Origin of the sequence: Castellaniella ginsengisoli (genome assembly GCF_040955415.1) — a bacterium.
In the GTDB taxonomy this organism is placed as follows: Bacteria; Pseudomonadota; Gammaproteobacteria; order Burkholderiales; family Burkholderiaceae_B; genus Castellaniella; species Castellaniella ginsengisoli.
Genome location: NZ_CP158257.1, coordinates 1,926,601 through 1,944,082 on the forward strand (window position 1 = coordinate 1,926,601; position 17,482 = coordinate 1,944,082).

The 17,482-nt window shown below is 68.2% G+C and carries 17 protein-coding genes and 1 riboswitch; of the genes, 14 read left to right on the top strand and 3 right to left on the bottom strand.

The features are described from left to right. Positions 1 to 94 precede the first annotated feature (94 nt). From ABRZ00_RS09175 to ABRZ00_RS09190, 4 genes are all read left to right on the top strand, one after another. Positions 95 to 1,288: a S8 family serine peptidase gene (locus ABRZ00_RS09175; protein WP_368642231.1), complete on the top strand. Its 1,194-nt coding sequence runs from the start codon at positions 95 to 97 to the stop codon at positions 1,286 to 1,288. A gap of 1 nt (position 1,289) precedes the next feature. Beyond that, on the top strand, positions 1,290 to 1,517 hold the full coding sequence (locus ABRZ00_RS09180) for a hypothetical protein (protein ID WP_368642230.1): 228 nt from the start codon (positions 1,290 to 1,292) through the stop codon (positions 1,515 to 1,517). Between the two features lie 107 nt (positions 1,518 to 1,624). Continuing rightward, positions 1,625 to 2,761 (top strand): metallophosphoesterase, encoded by a 1,137-nt coding sequence (locus tag ABRZ00_RS09185; protein ID WP_368642229.1) that lies wholly within the window; start codon positions 1,625 to 1,627, stop codon positions 2,759 to 2,761. A gap of 4 nt (positions 2,762 to 2,765) precedes the next feature. Further along, positions 2,766 to 3,515, top strand: coding sequence for a sulfite exporter TauE/SafE family protein (locus tag ABRZ00_RS09190; protein WP_368642228.1), 750 nt, complete (start codon positions 2,766 to 2,768; stop codon positions 3,513 to 3,515). Positions 3,516 to 3,536: 21 nt separating this feature from the next. Here the strand turns inward: ABRZ00_RS09190 and ABRZ00_RS09195 are convergent, their stop codons facing one another. Then, complete coding sequence (locus ABRZ00_RS09195; protein ID WP_368642227.1) at positions 3,537 to 4,373, bottom strand: universal stress protein; 837 nt, start codon at positions 4,371 to 4,373, stop codon at positions 3,537 to 3,539. A 370-nt stretch (positions 4,374 to 4,743) separates the two neighbouring features. Between ABRZ00_RS09195 and ABRZ00_RS09200 the strand changes: the two genes are divergently transcribed. After that, positions 4,744 to 5,457 (top strand): TerC family protein, encoded by a 714-nt coding sequence (locus ABRZ00_RS09200; protein ID WP_368642226.1) that lies wholly within the window; start codon positions 4,744 to 4,746, stop codon positions 5,455 to 5,457. A gap of 51 nt (positions 5,458 to 5,508) precedes the next feature. On the opposite strand, the gene crcB is transcribed toward ABRZ00_RS09200, so the two are convergent. Then, a complete protein-coding gene (gene crcB, locus ABRZ00_RS09205; RefSeq protein ID WP_343838559.1) occupies positions 5,509 to 5,895 on the bottom strand; it encodes a fluoride efflux transporter CrcB in 387 nt (128 codons plus the stop codon). A 58-nt stretch (positions 5,896 to 5,953) separates the two neighbouring features. Then, positions 5,954 to 6,023, bottom strand: a riboswitch (Fluoride riboswitch). A gap of 102 nt (positions 6,024 to 6,125) precedes the next feature. On the opposite strand from crcB, the gene ABRZ00_RS09210 reads away from it, so the two are divergent. The 9 genes from ABRZ00_RS09210 to ABRZ00_RS09250 all read left to right on the top strand — a co-directional run bounded on the left by ABRZ00_RS09210 (position 6,126) and on the right by ABRZ00_RS09250 (position 15,146). Beyond that, on the top strand, positions 6,126 to 6,908 hold the full coding sequence (locus ABRZ00_RS09210) for a 3-hydroxybutyrate dehydrogenase (protein WP_368642225.1): 783 nt from the start codon (positions 6,126 to 6,128) through the stop codon (positions 6,906 to 6,908). A gap of 16 nt (positions 6,909 to 6,924) precedes the next feature. Continuing rightward, on the top strand, positions 6,925 to 7,698 hold the full coding sequence (gene yaaA / locus ABRZ00_RS09215; protein ID WP_368639441.1) for a peroxide stress protein YaaA: 774 nt from the start codon (positions 6,925 to 6,927) through the stop codon (positions 7,696 to 7,698). Between the two features lie 110 nt (positions 7,699 to 7,808). Then, the gene (locus tag ABRZ00_RS09220; RefSeq protein WP_343838562.1) at positions 7,809 to 8,531 is read left to right on the top strand and encodes a GntR family transcriptional regulator; all 723 of its coding nucleotides are present in this window, start codon (positions 7,809 to 7,811) and stop codon (positions 8,529 to 8,531) included. After that, the gene (locus ABRZ00_RS09225) at positions 8,518 to 9,834 is read left to right on the top strand and encodes a malonyl-CoA decarboxylase domain-containing protein (RefSeq protein WP_368642224.1); all 1,317 of its coding nucleotides are present in this window, start codon (positions 8,518 to 8,520) and stop codon (positions 9,832 to 9,834) included. Before ABRZ00_RS09220 ends, ABRZ00_RS09225 begins: the two co-directional genes overlap by 14 nt. Beyond that, positions 9,825 to 10,622, top strand: a complete 798-nt coding sequence (locus tag ABRZ00_RS09230; protein ID WP_368642223.1) for an enoyl-CoA hydratase/isomerase family protein — start codon at positions 9,825 to 9,827, stop codon at positions 10,620 to 10,622. The genes ABRZ00_RS09225 and ABRZ00_RS09230 overlap by 10 nt, the downstream gene beginning before the upstream one ends. A gap of 1 nt (position 10,623) precedes the next feature. Beyond that, positions 10,624 to 12,159 (top strand): malonyl-CoA synthase, encoded by a 1,536-nt coding sequence (locus ABRZ00_RS09235; RefSeq protein ID WP_368642222.1) that lies wholly within the window; start codon positions 10,624 to 10,626, stop codon positions 12,157 to 12,159. A gap of 86 nt (positions 12,160 to 12,245) precedes the next feature. After that, on the top strand, positions 12,246 to 13,241 hold the full coding sequence (gene dctP / locus ABRZ00_RS09240) for a TRAP transporter substrate-binding protein DctP (RefSeq protein ID WP_368642221.1): 996 nt from the start codon (positions 12,246 to 12,248) through the stop codon (positions 13,239 to 13,241). Positions 13,242 to 13,341: 100 nt separating this feature from the next. After that, positions 13,342 to 13,830, top strand: coding sequence for a TRAP transporter small permease subunit (locus ABRZ00_RS09245; protein ID WP_368642220.1), 489 nt, complete (start codon positions 13,342 to 13,344; stop codon positions 13,828 to 13,830). Next, positions 13,827 to 15,146, top strand: a complete 1,320-nt coding sequence (locus ABRZ00_RS09250; protein ID WP_368642219.1) for a TRAP transporter large permease — start codon at positions 13,827 to 13,829, stop codon at positions 15,144 to 15,146. The genes ABRZ00_RS09245 and ABRZ00_RS09250 overlap by 4 nt, the downstream gene beginning before the upstream one ends. 6 nt (positions 15,147 to 15,152) lie before the next feature. Here ABRZ00_RS09250 and ABRZ00_RS09255 read toward each other — a convergent pair whose 3' ends face one another. Further along, a complete protein-coding gene (locus ABRZ00_RS09255; protein ID WP_368642218.1) occupies positions 15,153 to 17,387 on the bottom strand; it encodes an FUSC family membrane protein in 2,235 nt (744 codons plus the stop codon). Between the last annotated feature and the right edge of the window lie 95 nt (positions 17,388 to 17,482).

The following is a 17,482-nucleotide window of genomic DNA, read 5'->3' on the forward strand; positions in this document are numbered from 1 at the left end:
CCGCGCAGATTGTTGCAAGCGCGTGTTTCCAGAGCCGGGCCGGCCGCCGCCGGCATGCTAAGGTGGGACATCCCGTCAGCGCAGCGAGGATGCCATGCCCAGCACACAGTCCACACCCCAGGCAGGGATGCAGCGTTATCTCGTCCTGTTGCGGCCCGATGATCCGGCCGGGGGCGCCCGGGCGCTCGCCGAACTGGCCCGGGTGGCCGTGGTCAGCCGCTCGGACGATACATCTGTCCAGCGGGCGCCCTGCGCCCTGGTCTTCGACCGCATCGGCGCTGCGCGGGTGCATTGCGCCGCGCAGACCTGGCAGCGCCTGGCAGACGCCGCGGCGGCCGGGGATGGCGCCATCCTGGCCATCGAGCCCGAGCGCACCGTCTACGCCCTCTCCGCCGCCCGCACGGCGGCCTCCACGCGCGAGCAGGATGATGCCGGGGCGACCTGGGGGGTGCGCGCCGTCGGCGCGGGCGCTTCGTCCCAGACCGGCAAAGGCATCCGTATCGCGGTGCTGGACACCGGCCTGGACCTGGCTCACCCGGATTTCGCAGGCCGGGACATCGTGTCGCGCTCTTTCGTGGAAGGCCAGCCCGTCCAGGATGGCCACGGCCATGGCACGCATTGCGCCGGCATTGCGGCCGGTCCCGCGATGCCGGGTTCGCAGCCCCGCTATGGCGTGGCCGGAGAGGCTGGCCTGTATGTCGGCAAAGTCCTGGGCGACGAGGGCAGCGGCGGCGATGGCGGCATTCTGGAAGGCATCGATTGGGCCATTGGCCAGGGCTGCCACATCATTTCCATGTCGCTGGGCAGTCCGGTGGAGCCGGGGCAGGGGCATTCGGTCGTGTTCGAGACGGTCGCCCGGCGCGCCCTGGCGGCCGGCGTCCTGATCGTGGCGGCGGCAGGCAACGAGAGCCGCCGTCCCGAAGTCATCGCGCCGGTCGGCCATCCGGCCAACTGTCCTTCCATTCTGGCCGTGGCCGCCGTGGATGCGGAGCTGCGCGTGGCTGCGTTTTCCTGCGCGGGTTTGGAAGGCGATGGCGGCGAGGTCAACATCGCGGCGCCCGGCGTCGACATCCTGTCGGCCTGGCCCGGGCCGACCGGGCATCGCAGCATCAGCGGCACCAGCATGGCTGCGCCGTTCGTGGCGGGCGTGGCTGCGCTGCATGCCCAGGCCGACCCCGCCGCGCGCGGCGCCCGCCTGGGCGAGCGGCTGGCGCAATCCGCCCGGGCCCTGTCGGATCCGGTCCGCGATGTGGGCGCGGGGCTGGTGCAGGCTCCATCGGAGACATGACGTGGCCCAGGTTCGATTGACCGTCGTGGTACGCGAGACCTGGCTCGACCGCTATCCGCTGGTCCTGGCGCATTGCCGGGAGGCGGGTCTGGTGGTCGAGCGGGAACTCGTCACCGTGGGGGTCATCAGCGGCACCATCGACGAGGACCGGCTGGCCGATCTGGCGGGGATCGAGGGAGTGTCGGCGGTGGAGCCCGAGCGCACCAACCGTGTTTTCGGCAACCTCTGAGTTCCAGCCCGCGCGCCCCATGCGCCTTCCGCCCCTGGCCCATTGCGCCCGATCTGCCGCAAGGGTGTTGTTAAGATGACGCCTTTCATCGCACTCCGGGCCGATCCATGGGTACCACGCTGTCGTTCATTACCGGCTCCATCTGGTTGTACGTGCTGGTGCGTTTCATCTGGCCCCTGCCGTGCGGGATCGGGGCGCGTGCCGCCCTGGCGCTTGCGCTCTTCCTGGTGGCTCAGTATCACGGGTTCATCCGCCGCTTTTTCGGGTCGATTGCATCGCCGGAGTTGCCCCAGGGCATCCTCATCGGCCTGAACTGGGTCTTCGGCGCGTTTCTCCTGCTGGCGATGCTCCTGCTGCTGCGCGATGTGCTGGGCGCTTTGACGTTCCTGGCGGCGCGCGATGCGGGGCGCGCCATTCTGGGCGGGCGGGCGCTGCACTTGTCGCTGGGGGCGCTGGCCCTGATGCTGTCGGCCGTCGGCGTCTGGCAGGCGGTCCGGGTGCCCGATGTCAAATACTTGGAACTGACCGTGCCCGGCCTGCCGCCGGCTTTCGACGGCTACCGCGTCGCGCAGTTGACCGATCTGCATGCCAGCCGTCTGCTGACGGGATCCTGGATGGCGGCCGTGGTGGCGAAGACCAACGCGCTGGATGCCGATCTGGTGGTGCTCACAGGCGATCTGGCCGACGGCACGCCGCAAGCCCGGGCGGACGACGTGCGCCCTCTGGGCGAACTGCGGGCGCGCGACGGCGTGCTGGCGATCCCGGGCAATCACGAATACTACGCCGACTACACGGGCTGGATGGCCGCCTACCAGGCTCTGGGCTTGCGCATGCTGGAGAACGCTCACGTCATCATCCGGCGCGGCGGCGCGGCGCTGGCGGTGGCCGGCATCACGGATCGCCAGGCGGTGCGGTTCGGCCAGCCGCGTCCCGATCTGGGCGCGGCCCTGGAAGGACTGGCGCCGGGCGTGCCGGTGATTCTGCTGGACCACCGCCCGGCCGGGGCTGCGCAGAATGCGCGGGCCGGGGTTGCGCTGCAGTTGTCCGGCCACACGCACGGCGGCCAGATCCTGGGAGCGCATCTGCTGACCCAATGGGCCAACGACGGCTTCGTGTCCGGCCTGTACCGGGTGGGCGGCATGCAGATGTACGTCAGCAACGGCACGGGCTTGTGGAACGGGCTGGCGATCCGCCTGGGGCGGCCTTCCGAAATCACGCAGATCACCCTGCGCGCAGGGGGATAGGGCTGTGGAAGCCTTATGGCTGCTGGCCGGCGCCGGGTTCGCGGCGGGCGCCATGAATGCCCTGGCCGGCGGCGGTTCGTTCATCAGCCTGCCGGCCTTGATCGCCGCTGGGGTGCCGCCCGTGCTGGCCAATACGACCAGCACGGTGGCGCTTTACCCGGGCAGCGCCGCCAGTGCCTGGGCTTATCGCGACATGCTCGGCGGGGTGGGGCCGGTGCCCCTGAGGCCGCTGTTGATCGTGACGGTGCTGGGCGGCGTTGTGGGCGCTCTGCTGCTGCTGGCCATGCCGTCCCGCTCTTTCGATGCCGCGCTGCCCTGGCTGCTGCTGGCGGCCACGCTCGCCCTGGGTTACGGCCGGCGGATCGGGGAATGGGTGCGGGTCCGGTGCCGCTTGCGGCCCGCCGTGGTGCTGTGCCTGCAATTCTGCCTGGGAATCTATGGGGGCTATTTCGGGGGGGCGGTGGGCATCATGATGGTGGCCGTGTGGGGCCTGCTGGGCGCGCACGATCTCAAGCGCATGAGCGGGCCGCGCGTCCTGATGGTGACGGCGGCCAATACCATGGCGGTGCTGATCTTCGTGGTTGCCGGCGCGGTGGACTGGCCGGCCGCCGCCGTCATGCTGGTGACCGCCAGCCTGGGAGGCTATGCAGGGGCGCTGGCGGGCAGACGCATCCCGGGGCCGGTGGTCCGCTACGGGACGCTGGCCTTGACGGCCGGCATCACCATCGTGTTTTTCGCGCGGGCGTATGGCTGAGCCCGCCGCGGCGGGAAGGCTTCAGTTGGACAGCAGCACCGGCACCGTCATGGTGGACAGCAGCGTGCTGGTGGCGCCGCCCATGATCCACTGGCGCATGCGGCTGTGGCCGTAGGCGCCCATGACGATCAGATCGGCATCGGTATCGGTCGCGGTATTCAGGATGACGTTGCCGACGCCATAGCCCGTGCTGTCTTTCAGCAGCCGCCGGGGCGTGGGGTAGCCCAGGCTGGCGCAGTAATCGGAGATGTCGTCTTCGCGGATATCGCGCTCCCGCATGAGCGTGTCGTCGCGGTCGATTTCCAGGACGGTGAGCGTCAGGCAATCCCGCAGAAGCAATGCCGCGTCGGAGAAGGCGCGGGCGGCCTCGCGGCGCTGGTCCCAGCAGAACAGGATCCTGCGGCCGATGGTGTCGATGGCTCCGTGATTGGGCAGCAGCAGTACCGGCCGGCCCGAGGCCATGACCACGGCTTCCGGAAGGTTGGGCCGCAAAGAGGCCGGGCTGTCGTTCACGCCCGCCTTGCTCATGATGAGCAGGTCGCAGTAGCGGGCATGCAGCGTCAGGCTTTCTTCGGCATCGCCGTGGGGCACGCGCCAATGCGCCTGGACGCCCAGGTCGCGGGCCTTGTCCAGGAACCGGGTGCGTGTGGCCTCCAGGTGTTCGTCGCGCTGCTTGCGCAGGGTGGTGCGGATCTCCTGGGGCAGGATGTTTTCATCTTGCCGAAGGCCGGCGACGCTGGCGCTCGGGTAGATGCCGACGACTTCCGCGCCGCGTTCCTTGGCCAGCCGCAGCCCGATATCCATGCGGCGTTCGCAAACGGTGTCGTCATTCAGATGGATGGCAATACGGCCCGGCATAAGAAACTCCCTCGTGGTGTGGTGGAATCCTGTGCTGCGTTCCTGCCATCTTATCCCAGGCTTCGCGCCTTGTGCGGGTTGCGGGCGGTGAGCGCTTGACGGGGCTCAAGGCGGCGCATCCGCGGCGCGCGCCCGGATCGTTTATAATCGCCCCCTCAAGGGGAGTAGCTCACTTTCTGCGGCATCGTCATGACGGCATCTTGCGTGGATACGCAGCGCCCGGTGCCCGGGCAATCCAGGGGTCTTCGATGGGATTCCGGTTGCGAGCAAGACCTTGCCGCCCAGGGCAAGATCCGACTTCCCGCCATGCAAATGGCTCGATCCTCCCGGCGGTCATCCCGATAACCGAACACCCACAACTGGGGGATCCATGATCGAACTTCTTCAAACGCTCCATTGGGGCGCGGTTTTCCAGATCATCCTGATCGACATCCTGCTGGGCGGCGACAACGCCGTCGTCATTGCGCTGGCTTGCCGCAACCTGCCGCGCGCCCAGCGCATGCAGGGCATTTTGTGGGGCACCGCCGGCGCGATCGGGCTGCGCGTGGCGCTGATCGCCTTCGCCCTGACGCTGCTCAACATCCCGTATCTCAAGATCGTCGGCGCGCTGCTGCTGCTGTGGATCGGCATCAAGCTGCTGCTGCCCGAGGAGGGCGCCCACGACAAGGTCGCCGGCGGCGCCTCGGTCTTTGCCGCGGTCAAGACGATCATCGTGGCCGACTTCGTCATGAGCCTGGACAACGTCATTGCCATTGCCGGCGCCGCCCAGAACGCCGACCCCGGCCATCAGGTTGGCCTGGTCGTCTTCGGCCTGGTGGTCAGCGTGCCCATCATTGTCTGGGGCAGCACGCTGGTGTTGAAGCTGATCGACCGCTATCCCCTGGTGGTGACCTTCGGCGCCGGGTTGCTGGGCTGGATCGCCGGCGGCATGCTGGTGACCGACGTCGTCGTCGCGGATTTCCTGGGGACGCCGACCACAACCCTGAAGCTCGCGGCGGAAGTCGTCGGCGCGCTGCTGGTGGTGGCGCTTGGCCGCTGGCTGGCGAGCCGCAAGACCGCCAAGGCGGCCGGGCACGCAGACTGACCGGGCGGGGCGCCGCAGGCTGCGCCTGCCGAGCGGCGCCCGGTAAAACCGTCAGGACAAGGCGCGTATCCAGGCCACCGAGGCCATGCCCAGCAGCGTCATGGCCAATGATCCGGCCACGTGCACGGTGATCGCGGCGGCCATCCATCCCAAGCGGCCCTGTTCCAGCATCACCGCCAGTTCGGCGGAAAAAGTCGAAAAAGTCGTCAGGCCGCCGCAAAAACCGGTGATGATGAACAGGCGCATCTGGGGCGACAGGCCCGCGTGCCCGCCGAAGCCGGCGAGGGCCGCGCCGATGATGTAGCCGCCCAGCAGGTTGGCGGCCAGGGTGCCCAGGGCCAGATTGGAAAAGACGCCGTTCAGCGCGTGGCCGAGCACCCAGCGCAGGATGGCGCCGAGCGAGGCGCCCAGAGAGATGGCGAGCAGCGAACTTGGCATGAAGGCTCCGGTGTCTAGTACAACAATGAAAAATGCCTACGGCACCGGCGGTGCGCCGGGGGCCGTAGGCATCATCAGCCGCGGTGGACGCAGCGGTTTCATGGAGGAATGCCCTCTCCAGATGGCGCCGATGTTAGCAGCGATCCCGCCGGTCCGGCAAGGCGCCGTTCAGCCGCTGCGCGTTACACTGGCCCGAGCATTTTCCTGAATTTTCGCGAAAGGAGTACCCCATGCTCAAAGGTAAAAAAGCGGTCGTCACCGGTTCCACCAGCGGCATCGGCCTGGCCATTGCCCGGGAATTGGCCCGCCAGGGCGCCGACGTGGTCATCAATGGCTTCGGCGATGCCGACGCCATTGAACGCGAGCGTGCGGGGCTGGAAAACGACTTCGGCGTCAAGGCTGTCTACCTGAATGCCGACCTGATGGACGGGCAGGCCGCGCGCGCTTTCATCGAGCAATCGATCCAGTCGCTGGGCGGCATCGACATCCTGGTCAACAACGCCGGCATTCAGCATACCGCTTTGATCGAGGATTTCCCCGCCGACAAGTGGGATGCCATCGTGGCGCTGAACCTGTCGGCCGTGTTTCATTGCACCGCCGCCGCGCTGCCTGCCATGAAGCGGCAGAAGTTCGGCCGCGTCATCAATATCGCCTCGGCCCATGGCCTGGTGGCGTCGACCCACAAATCGGCTTATGTCGCCGCCAAGCATGGCGTGGTCGGCCTGACCAAGGTGACCGCGCTGGAGAACGCCGGCACCGGCGTGACCTGCAACGCCATCTGCCCGGGCTGGGTCCGGACCCCCCTGGTGGAAAAACAGATCCAGGCCCTGGCCCGGCAAAAGAATCTCGACATCGAAGCCGCCGCCAAGGACCTGCTGGCGGAAAAACAGCCTTCCCTGGAATTCGTCACGCCCGAACAGTTGGGCCAGGCGGCCGTGTTCATCGCTTCGGATGCCGCGGCGCAGATGACCGGCACCACGTTGTCGATCGACGGCGGCTGGACCGCCCGCTGAAGCCGGAGGTCGCCGCATGTTGATGGTCCTGTCCCCGGCCAAGAAGCTCGACTACGATTCCCCGGTCCGCACTGCGCTGCACTCGCAGCCGGTGTTTCCCGAACAGACGCGCGCGCTGGTCGATCGCTTGCGGACATTGTCCGCGGGCGATCTGGCGGGCCTGATGAGCCTGTCCGACGCGCTGGCGAACCTGAACGCCGAGCGCTATGCCGCCTGGGTCGACGCGCCCGACGCCCGCCATGCGCGCCAGGCGGTGCTGGCGTTCAACGGCGATGTCTACGAAGGCTTGCGCGCGCCCGAATTGTCCGATGCGCAACTGGACTGGGCGCAGGCGCGCCTGGCGATTCTCAGCGGCCTGTACGGCGTGCTGCGGCCGCTGGACCTGATCCAGCCTCATCGGCTGGAAATGGGGACGCGGCTGCGCACCGACCGGGGCGCCACCCTGTATGCCTGGTGGGGCGACCGCATCGCCCGCGAACTGAACCGGCGCCTGGACGCCTTGCCCGGCGCGCGCCTCCTGCTGAATCTGGCCTCGAACGAATATTTCAAGTCCGTGGATCGCAAGGTGCTGGACGCGCGCGTGGTCGAGTGCGTTTTCCAGGACGAAAAGAACGGCGCCTGGAAGGTGATCAGCTTTCACGCCAAGCGGGCGCGCGGCCTGATGGCGCGCCACATCATCGACCACGCCATCGAAGGCCTCGATGGTCTGCGGGATTTCACGGCCGGGGGCTACGCCTATGCGCCGCGTGAATCCACGGACGACCGGCTGGTGTTCCGGCGTCCGGCCTGAACGGGCCTGGTTCCTAGGGATAACGAGAGTTGCCCGCCCGCCCCGGGGCGTGTCACGCTCCTGCTGTAATTATGAATTATTAATTTCAGAATTCTGCGCAGGAGGCCCCGATGGCGGCCAGGATTGTTCAGAAAATCCTCTACCAGGAAGTCGCGGACCGCTTGCGCGGCATGATCCAGGCGGGGGAGTTGCGGGCAGGAGAATGGGTCGACGAAGTCAGCCTGACCGAGTCGATGGGCATTTCCCGCACGCCGCTGCGCGAGGCCCTCAAAGTCCTGGTGGCCGAAGGCCTGCTGCGCATCGAGCCGCGCCGGGGCTGCTTCGTCAATGAGCTGTCCAGCCGCGATCTGGAACACATCTTTCCCCTGATGGCGATGCTCGAAGGCCGCTGCGCCTTCGAGGCGGCCCAGAAAGTCACGGACGCGGACCTGCGGCGGCTCGAACCGCTGCATCACGACCTGCGCCGCCATGCCGAGCGGGGCTCGATAGACGATTACTATGCGGCCAACGCCCGGATCCACGTCGCCATCCAGGAGCTGGCCGACAATCGCTGGCTATCCGGCCTGATCGACAATCTGCGCCAGGTACTCAGCTTGTCGCGCCACCGAAGCCTCAGCTATCCGGGCCGGGTCGACGAATCCTGCGCCGAGCACCTGGCGATCTTCGCCGCGCTGAAGGCGCGCGACCCCGAAGGCGCCGAAGCCGTGACGCGCAAGCATCTGATGCGCCAGCTCGACGCCCTGCGCGCCCTGGCGCACCGGGACGAATCCGCCGCCGGGCCGTCGGCGCTGCACGCGATCGACACGCCGGAGCCTTCCCATGAGCATCGCTGATCCAAAACTGGCCGTCCGCGCGGCTGAGCAGGCCGGGGCCGATGCCGGCCAGCCCGGCGCGGGGGCCGGGTCGGCGCCTTCGCGGGCCGCAGGCCTGCTGGCCCGCCTGGGCCGCTGGCTGGAACGCGACCACCTGCCCGATCCGGAGGCGCTGCGCGCGCTCTACGAGGCCTCCCTGACCGACGGCGGCGCCAATCAACTGGCCCGCCAGTGGTCGGACCGCTACCGGGCCGCCGGGGCCGACGAGCGCTGCGCCCTGCTGGCCTGCCTGGTGCGCGCCGGAGTGGACATCGAACCGCGCGGCGACCGGGGGGCGCGGCTGTTTCGCCGCCTCTATGCGCAAAGCGACCGGCTGGAACTGATGGTGGAACTGCGCGCCGACATGTTGCGCTGGCGCAATCAGGTTGCCGGGCTGTCGGTCCTGGAGCAGGAACTGGCCGCCCTGTTGTCGAACTGGTTCGACGTGGGCATGCTGGAGCTGCGTCACATCAATTGGGATTCACCCGCCTCGCTGCTGGAAAAATTGATCCGCTACGAAGCCGTGCACGAAATCCGGTCCTGGGACGACATGCGCCGCCGCGTGGCGTCCGACCGGCGCTGCTACGCTTTCTTCCACCCGCGCATGAGCGACGTGCCGCTGATTTTCGTGGAGGTCGCCTTCGACGGCCAGATGAGCGCCAATGTGCAGGCGCTGATCGATCCGGTGCGGCCGGTCGATGGGCTGGACAAGGCGCGCTGGGCCATCTTTTATTCGATCTCCAATACGCAGCGCGGCCTGCGCGGCATCAGCTTCGGCAATTTCCTGCTGAAGCGGGTGATCGAGGAACTGCTGGACGAATTGCCCCAGCTCAAGTCTTTCGCCACGCTGTCGCCGATTCCCGGCTTTGCCGACTGGCTGGGCCGCCAGTCCGGCGAGGCCATCCACGCGCTGCTGCCGGACAAGGCTGAGCGCCAGGCGGCCGCCGCCGATGCGCAGGCGGGCGCCCGCTGGCTGGAACGCCTGCGCTTGGCCGCGCAAGGCGATGCCCCGGACGCCGTGCGCCGCAGCGGGCTGCGGCTGGCGGCGCATTACCTGACGCAGTTGCGCGGCGGTGAACCGCTGGACGGCGTCGCCCGCTTTCACCTGGGCAACGGCGCGCGCATCGAACGCTTGAACTGGATGGCCGACGCATCGGCCCGGGGGCTGGAGCAATCCTGCGGCATGATGGTCAACTACGTGTACGAGCCCGATCAACTGGATGAGAACCGGGCGCGGCTGGCCGCCGGCAAGCCGCGCGTGTCACGGAGCGTGCAGTGGCTGTGAACACCGGCGCGGGGCGCGTGCGGGTGCGCACCGAGGGGGCTGTGGCGACCGTCACGCTCGACCACCCGGGACGCCTGAACGCCATCACGGTCGCCATGTGGGGCGAGTTGGCCGACGCCTTCGGGCGCTTGTCGGCCGACCGCGATCTGCGTTGCGTGATCGTGCGGGGCGCGGGCGGGCATTTTGCCGCCGGAGCCGATATCCGCGAATTTCCCCAGGCGCGTGCCGATGCGGACCGCGTCATGGCATATCACCGGCACACCATCGCCCCGGCCCTGCGCGCGGTGGCGGAGTGCCTCCACCCCGTGGTGGCGGCAATCGAAGGCGTGTGCGTGGGCGGGGGGCTGGAGATCGCCAGCCGCTGCGACCTGCGCCTGGCCGCCCGGGGCGCGCGGTTCGGCGCACCCATCAACCGTCTGGGCTTTCCCATGGCGCCCGACGAGATGCGCGGCCTGCTGGAACTGGCGGGCCGCGCGGTGACGCTGGAAATCCTGCTGGAGGGGCGGGTGTTCGATGCCGACGAGGCATGGGCCAAGGGGCTGCTGACGCGGGTCGTGGCGGCCGAAGCCCTGGAATCCGAGCTGTTGGCGACCGTGGCGCGCCTGTGCGCGGGCGCGCCGCGCGCCGCGCGCCTGAACAAATGGACCGCCGCGCGCCTGTGCGGCGGCGCTGCGCCCCTGAGCGATGCCGAATGGCGGGCCTGCTTCGCCTATGCCGACGGCCCCGATCACCGGCAAGGCGTGCAGGCCTTCTTGCAGGGCGACGACCCTGTTTTCACGGGAGAATGACTTGGAACGCAATGCGAATCTCTATACCGTGCTGCGGGGCGGCTTCCCCTCCGATCTGGATGCCGTGGCGATCGAGACGCCCGGGCGCACCTATAGCTGGGCGGATATCGATGCCCTCAGCGGCCGCATGGCTGCGCTGCTGCGTTCCTATGGCGTGCCGGCGGGTGCGCGGGTCGCCGTCCAGGTCGAGAAGTCTCCCGAAGCCTTGATGCTGTATCTGGCGACCCTGCGCGCCGGCCTGGTCTATCTGCCGCTGAACACGGCCTATCGCGAGGCCGAGGTGGCCTATTTCCTGGGCGACGCCGAACCCGCCGTGGTGGTCTGCGCAAGCGGCGCGAAGAACTGGTGCGAGCCCCTGGCGCGCGCACGGGGCGCGGTCCAGGTGCTGACCCTGGACGCCGATGGCGCAGGCTCTCTGGTCGAGGCCGCCGCCGCGATGGATCCGGCTTTCGAGACCGCGCGCAGCGCCCCCGGGGACCTGGCCGCGATCCTGTATACCTCCGGCACCACGGGGCGCAGCAAAGGCGCCATGCTGACGCACGCCAATCTGGCCGCCAACGCGCTCACGCTGCGGGATTTCTGGGGCTGGCGCGCCGACGACGTGCTGCTGCACATGCTGCCGATCTTCCACGTCCACGGCCTGTTCGTGGCGTCCCACGGGGCGATGCTGGCGGGCGCGCGGATGATCTGGCTGCCGAAACTGGACGTCGATCAGGCCTTGCACTATCTGCCGCGCTGCACCTTGATGATGGGGGTGCCCACCTACTACGTCCGGCTGCTGGCCGATCCCCGCTTCACGCGCGAGACCTGCCGCAACATGCGGCTCTTCATCTCGGGTTCGGCGCCGTTGCTGGTGGATACGTTCCGGGCGTTCCAGGAACGCTCCGGCATGACCATCCTGGAACGCTACGGCATGAGCGAGACCGGCATGATCACATCCAATCCCTGGGATCCGGCGCGCGGCCCGCGCATCCCCGGCACCGTGGGGCCGGCGCTGCCCGGCGAGTCGGTGCGGGTGGTGGACGACGACGACCGGCCGGTGGCGGCCGGCGAGCCGGGCCACGTTCAGGTGCGCGGCCCCAACGTGTTCGCCGGCTACTGGCGCATGCCGGAAAAGACCCGCGAGGAATTCACCGCCGACGGGTGGTTTCGCACCGGCGACATCGGCGCGCTGGGCGGGCCGGGCATTCCCGACGACTACTTGAGCATCGTGGGCCGCAGCAAGGATCTGATCATTTCGGGGGGCTACAACGTCTACCCCAAGGAAATCGAAATGGTGATCGATGCCATGCCCGGCGTCCAGGAGTCGGCCGTCATCGGCGTGCCGCATGCGGATTTCGGCGAGGCCGTGGTGGCCGTGGTGGTGCCGCGGGCCGGGGCCTCGGTGGACCCGGCCGCGATCCAGGCGGGCTTGAAGTCCGGCCTGGCCAATTTCAAGATTCCCAAGAAGATTCACGTGATCGATGCGCTGCCGCGCAATGCCATGGGCAAGGTCCAGAAAAACGTGCTGCGGCAGCAGTACGCGGGCCTGAGTTGAAAAGGGGCGTTCGATAGGCCCCGCCGGGGCCATGGCCGCGCCCGGACCCGGGCCGGCAATCTCCATAAAAACATCAGGAGACAACCATGAAGCGACATATGCTGTGCGCCATGCTGGGCCTGGCCCTGGCGGCCGGATCGGGGGCTTCCCTGGCTGAAACCACTTTGAGGGCGTCGCACCAGTTCCCGGGCGGGCAGGGCGATCCGCGCGATGAAATGGTGCAGATCATCGCCCGCGAGGTCGAGGCGGCCAACGTCGGGCTGAAGATCCAGGTCTTCCCGGGAGCCTCCCTGTACAAGCCCACGGAGCAGTGGGGCGCGCTCACGCGCGGGCAACTGGACATGGCGGCCTTTCCCCTGGATTACGCTTCGGGCCGTGTGCCGCAGTTTTCCGCCACCCTGATGCCGGGCCTGGTGCGCAACTACGACCATGCCCAGCGCCTGAATCAGTCCAACTTCATGAAGGACATCAAGGCTTTGATCGAAAAGCAGGGGGTCGTGGTCATCGCCGATGCCTGGCTGGCGGGGGGGTTCGCCTCGAAGAAGCACTGCATCACCGGGCCCGAAACCATCAAAGGCCAGGTGATCCGGGCGGCCGGCCCGGCGTTCGAGCAGATGCTGGCGGCGGCCGGCGCGTCGATCTCGTCCATGCCTTCGTCCGAGGTCTATTCGGCCATGCAGACCGGCGTGCTGGACGCTGCCAACACCTCCAACGACAGCTTCGTATCCTACCGCCTGTACGAGCAGGCCAAGTGCCTGACGGCGCCGGGCGACAACGCGTTGTGGTTCATGTATGAGCCGGTGCTGATGTCCAAGAAAGTCTTCGATGGCCTGGAGCCCGCGCAACGCGAGGCGATCCTGGCGGCGGCGAAGAAGGCCGAAGACTATTTCACCGCCGAGTCGCGCAAGGGCGAGCAGAAAATGCGCGATATCTACGCCAAGGCGGGGGTGGAGGTCGTCACCATGACGCCGGAGCAGTATCAGGCCTGGATGGCGGTGGCCAAGCATTCTTCCTATCGCCTGTTTGCCGAGAAGGTGCCCGGCGGCGACGAACTGCTGAGAAAGGCGCTGGCCGTCCAGTAGCGGCCGGGCGGGGCCGCCACGATCCGGCGGCGGCCCCCGCGGGCCCGGCCGGGTAATGCCGCCGGCGTTCCCTTTCCCTGGCGACACACAAGGAGGTCGCATGAGTCAAACCTTTATGCGCTGGGTGGAGCGCCTGTCGCGCGCCTGCGGCGTGCTGGCGGCCCTGCTGCTGACGTTCGCGATGCTGGTGGTCTGCCAGATGATTCTGATGCGCTATGTGTTCCGCGCGCCCACCATCTGGCAGACGGAAGCCGTGGTGTTCGGCGCTACGGCGGCGATTTTCCTGGGCGCGCCCTACGTGCTCATGACCAAGGGGCATGTCGGCGTGGACTTCATCCAGATGCTGGTGGGCGCGCGCGCCCGCCGCTGGATGGATCGCGTGGGCGCCTGGCTGGGGCTGACGTTCTGCCTGCTGATGACCGCCGCCACCGGCCTGCACCTGTTCGAGGCGCTGGAGGGCGGCTGGACGACGCCCAGCGTGGCGGCCGTGCCGCTGTGGATGCCGCTGGCGCCCGTGGTGTTCGGTTTCGTCCTGCTGAGCCTGCAGTACGTGGTTGAAATCATGAAATTGTCGGGGGATCCGTCATGACGCCCACTCTTGCGGGAATCTGCATCATCCTGGGCCTGTGCCTGATGCTGGCGACCGGCATGCCCATCGCCTTCGCGCTGGGGCTGGCGGCCGTGGCCGGCCTGTTCCTGGACATGGGGCCGGGCGTGATCTATGTGCTGGCCGAAACCATGTTCGCGGGGATCGCCAATCTGGGCTATGTCGCCATCCCCATGTTCGTGCTGATGGGGGCCATCGTGGCCGGCACGCCGGCCGGCGGCGACCTGTACAAATCGCTGGACCGCTGGCTGCACAAGGTGCCCGGCGGCCTGGTGCTGTCGAACATCGGCGCCTGCGCGATCTTTTCCGGCATGACGGGGTCCAGCCCGGCCTCCTGCGCGGCCATCGGCAAGATGGGCATTCCGGAAATGCTCGGGCGGGGCTATCCGGCCTCGGTGGCGACCGGTTCGATCGCGGCGGGCGGTACGCTGGGCATCCTGATCCCGCCTTCGGTCACCATGATCGTCTACGGCATCTCGACCCAGACCTCGATCGGCCGGCTGTTCCTGGCCGGCGTGCTGCCCGGCATTCTGCTGACCAGCATGTTCATGGCCTGGGCCTTGTACGATGCCCGGCGCAAGGGCTTTCGCTTCGGCGGCGGCGTCTTGCACTATTCCTGGCGCGAAAAGCTGGAATCCCTGCCCAAGGTCCTGCCGCTGCTGCTGATCATCCTGGGGATGCTTTTCGTGCTGTACGGCGGCGTGGCCACGCCGTCCGAGGCCGCTGGAGCGGGGGCGCTGCTGACGCTGGTGGTGGTCGTCCTGGTCTACCGCCTGTTCCGCATGCAGACTTACGTCGGGGTGTTCGGGTCGGCCATGCGCGAAAGCGTCATGATCATGATGATCATGGCCTCGGCCGAACTGTTCGCCTTCGCCCTGTCGTCCCTGTTCATCACCCAGAGTCTGGCGGCGGCGATCGCGGCGCTGGAAATCAACCGCTGGCTGCTGATGGGGCTGATCAATCTGTTCCTGCTGGTGGCGGGGATGTTTCTGCCGCCGGTGGCGATCATCGTCATGGCGGCGCCGCTGCTGCTGCCGATCATCACGCAGGCGGGTTTCGATCCCTACTGGTTCGCCGTGGTCCTGACGATCAACATGGAAATCGGCCTGATCACGCCGCCCGTCGGGCTGAACCTGTTCGTCCTGAACGCGATCGCGCCGGACGTGCCCACCCAGGAAATCCTCAAGGGCGCGCTGCCCTACGTCCTGGTGATGATGCTGGCCATCGTGCTGCTGTGCGTGTTCCCGGGCATCGTCACCTGGCTGCCGGACCTGGTCATGGGCGCGGCGATCGCTTAGGGCGTTTCAACCGGCGGCCGCCTCCGCCGGGCCCGGCGAGCCCGGTCGGCCGGGCGGCGCGTCCAGCGCCCGCATTTCTTCGCCGATGCGCTGCGCAGCCTTGATCATCTGCCGCAGGGGATAGGCGAGGGCGGCGTAGTCGCCTTCGGTCTCGATGATGTTGGGCGGCGCGGCCTCCCGGTCGGCCAGGGCGTCCCGCGTGGCCGCCAGCGCCTGGCGGATGCCCTCGGGTTCGTGATCGAGCAGGGCCAGTTGCGGGATCACGGCGGCGATCTGCGAGGCCAGCGTATGGCTCTGGATCAGCAGACGGTTCAGTTCCGGGACGTGGCGCTGCCGGCTGACGGGCTCGTCCATCATGCGGTAGAACCCCGAGGCGAAGTTGCTGAAGGCAATGTGCACGTGCTTGCGGGCCAGCTTCCAGCGCACTTCGGCCTCGCTTTGTTCCAGCGACGCGCCCGGGCCTGCCGCCCGTGCCGCGCGGCAGGCCCGGGCGTAGTCCAGCCCGCAGTCCAGGAAGGCCTGGTTGGCTGCGCGCAACGCCTGGGCCAGGGCGCCCAGACTGTTGCGCTCCCAGGACGGCAGGATGTAGCTGCAGGTCAGCGCCAGGAGGCTGCCGATCAGGGTATCGGCCAGGCGCTCGCCCACGACCGCATTGGAGTCCGGCGCCAGGAAATGGAACACCAGCAGCACGAAGAGGGTGTTGAAGACGGCCGACAAGGTGTAGTTCACCTGGATCAGGCTGTAGCCCAGGATGCTGCAGACCACCAGGATGAGCAGGTAGACGTCGGTGTCGTGCACCAGGGAGAACAGCGGCAGTGACAGGCCGCAGCCGACCAGCGTGCCGATCAGGCGCCAGCCATTGCGCTGGCGGGTCAGCGCGAAACCGGGCTTCATGATGACCAGCACGGTCAGGATGATCCAGTAGCCGTGTCCCGCCATGCCAGGATCCAGTGCGTTCACCAGCGGGGTGCGGGCGAGCAGGGCGCCCACCACCATCGCCAGCAGGGCCGCCACCGCCACGCGCAGCGCGTAGCGGCAATGCGCCGACTGCAGGTTCAGATTGCGCGTCAGCAGATCCGTACGCCATTTCTGCCGTGTCAGGAAGCGGTTCAGCGTCTGGCCCGCGCGCACCGGGTCGGTTTCCTGCGGCGTCGGGTTGACGGAGTGATCCGCCATGCGCTCGACCTGGCGGGCCATGTTGCGCAGCCGGCGCAACACCTGGACCAGCAGGGCATAGAGCTCCGGGTCGGAGCGCGGCATGCCGCCTTCGCGCAACTGCTGCAGTTCGAATTCCAGCGCGCGCAGTTCCGCCTTGACGCTGTTGCGGATGCGGTGGCGGCGGTTGCGCGCCACATTCAGGGCCAGGCCGGCGACGTTGGCGGCCAGCTTCATCATCGCATCGCGCACGAATAGCAGGATGTCGCTGTCGGGCAGCGCGCGCCGCAAGGTCGCGTAGTCCGTGTGGGTCGCCACCATGCTGTCGAGCAGGTTGATCATGTCCACGAACAGGTTCAGCAGCCCCAGGCGCAGCCGGTCGCCGCGCGAGGCCGTGCCGCGCGGCTGTTCGCGCAGCACCATGTCGCGCGCGGCCTGGTGGGCCTCGGTCATCAACGCCTGGCAGCGGATCAACCGGCGGTAGCTGTCGTCCAGATCCAGGTGGATGTCGTAGAAGCGACCCCGCGCGGCAATGTAGTCGGCCGTGGCGAACAGGGCCACGGACAGGGCCTGCTGCTCTTCGCGGTGCCACAGCAGCCGGTGGGCGGCCGCGCTGTAGAGCAGGTAGAAAGCGCCGCCCAGAAACGAGGTCAGCGTGTGCTGCAGCACGTCGGCCGGCGTCAGGGGCGAGCGCAGGGTCAGGGTCATGATCAGCAGGCAGGCGAAGCCCAGCAGGCCGCCATGTTTGCCGTAGACCGTCAGCATCGAGAAGCCGAAGCACAGGAGCGGCACGGCAAGCCAGACGGCCAGGACGTGGCTCGATGCCAGGCCGGTCAGGGCGGTGGTGACCGAGCCCAGGCACAGGGCGGCGAACATGCCGTTGATCCCGTACCGCCGGGGGCCGCCCGGCTGGTCCAGGATGGCCACGCAGGCGGCGCCGACCGCCGCCACGAAACCGGAGGCATGCAGGCCGTACAGGCCCGATAGCACCAGCGCCGGCAGCAGCACCCCTGTGGCCTGGCGCAGGCCGCCGAAGAAGTGGTGGCTGTAGAAAAAGCGTTGCAACTGCGAGGCGGGCAGGATCATGCGGCCGGCGTCCGGTAGGGGGCGATGGCGCCAGTATAGGCAAATCCCCGTTTTCCAACGGGCGTTTCGCCAGGCGCCCCACCCGGCCCGCTTGC

Bases quoted from the DNA above. Each gene is read 5' to 3' on its own strand.
- ABRZ00_RS09175 (WP_368642231.1), top strand. From the start codon at position 95: ATGCCCAGCACACAGTCCACACCCCAGGCAGGGATGCAGCGTTATCTC.
- ABRZ00_RS09185 (WP_368642229.1), top strand. From the start codon at position 1,625: ATGGGTACCACGCTGTCGTTCATTACCGGCTCCATCTGGTTGTACGTG.
- ABRZ00_RS09195 (WP_368642227.1), bottom strand. From the start codon at position 4,373: ATGCCGGGCCGTATTGCCATCCATCTGAATGACGACACCGTTTGCGAA.
- ABRZ00_RS09200 (WP_368642226.1), top strand. From the start codon at position 4,744: ATGATCGAACTTCTTCAAACGCTCCATTGGGGCGCGGTTTTCCAGATC.
- crcB (WP_343838559.1), bottom strand. From the start codon at position 5,895: ATGCCAAGTTCGCTGCTCGCCATCTCTCTGGGCGCCTCGCTCGGCGCC.
- ABRZ00_RS09210 (WP_368642225.1), top strand. From the start codon at position 6,126: ATGCTCAAAGGTAAAAAAGCGGTCGTCACCGGTTCCACCAGCGGCATC.
- yaaA (WP_368639441.1), top strand. From the start codon at position 6,925: ATGTTGATGGTCCTGTCCCCGGCCAAGAAGCTCGACTACGATTCCCCG.
- ABRZ00_RS09220 (WP_343838562.1), top strand. From the start codon at position 7,809: ATGGCGGCCAGGATTGTTCAGAAAATCCTCTACCAGGAAGTCGCGGAC.
- ABRZ00_RS09225 (WP_368642224.1), top strand. From the start codon at position 8,518: ATGAGCATCGCTGATCCAAAACTGGCCGTCCGCGCGGCTGAGCAGGCC.
- dctP (WP_368642221.1), top strand. From the start codon at position 12,246: ATGAAGCGACATATGCTGTGCGCCATGCTGGGCCTGGCCCTGGCGGCC.
- ABRZ00_RS09245 (WP_368642220.1), top strand. From the start codon at position 13,342: ATGAGTCAAACCTTTATGCGCTGGGTGGAGCGCCTGTCGCGCGCCTGC.
- ABRZ00_RS09250 (WP_368642219.1), top strand. From the start codon at position 13,827: ATGACGCCCACTCTTGCGGGAATCTGCATCATCCTGGGCCTGTGCCTG.
- ABRZ00_RS09255 (WP_368642218.1), bottom strand. From the start codon at position 17,387: ATGATCCTGCCCGCCTCGCAGTTGCAACGCTTTTTCTACAGCCACCAC.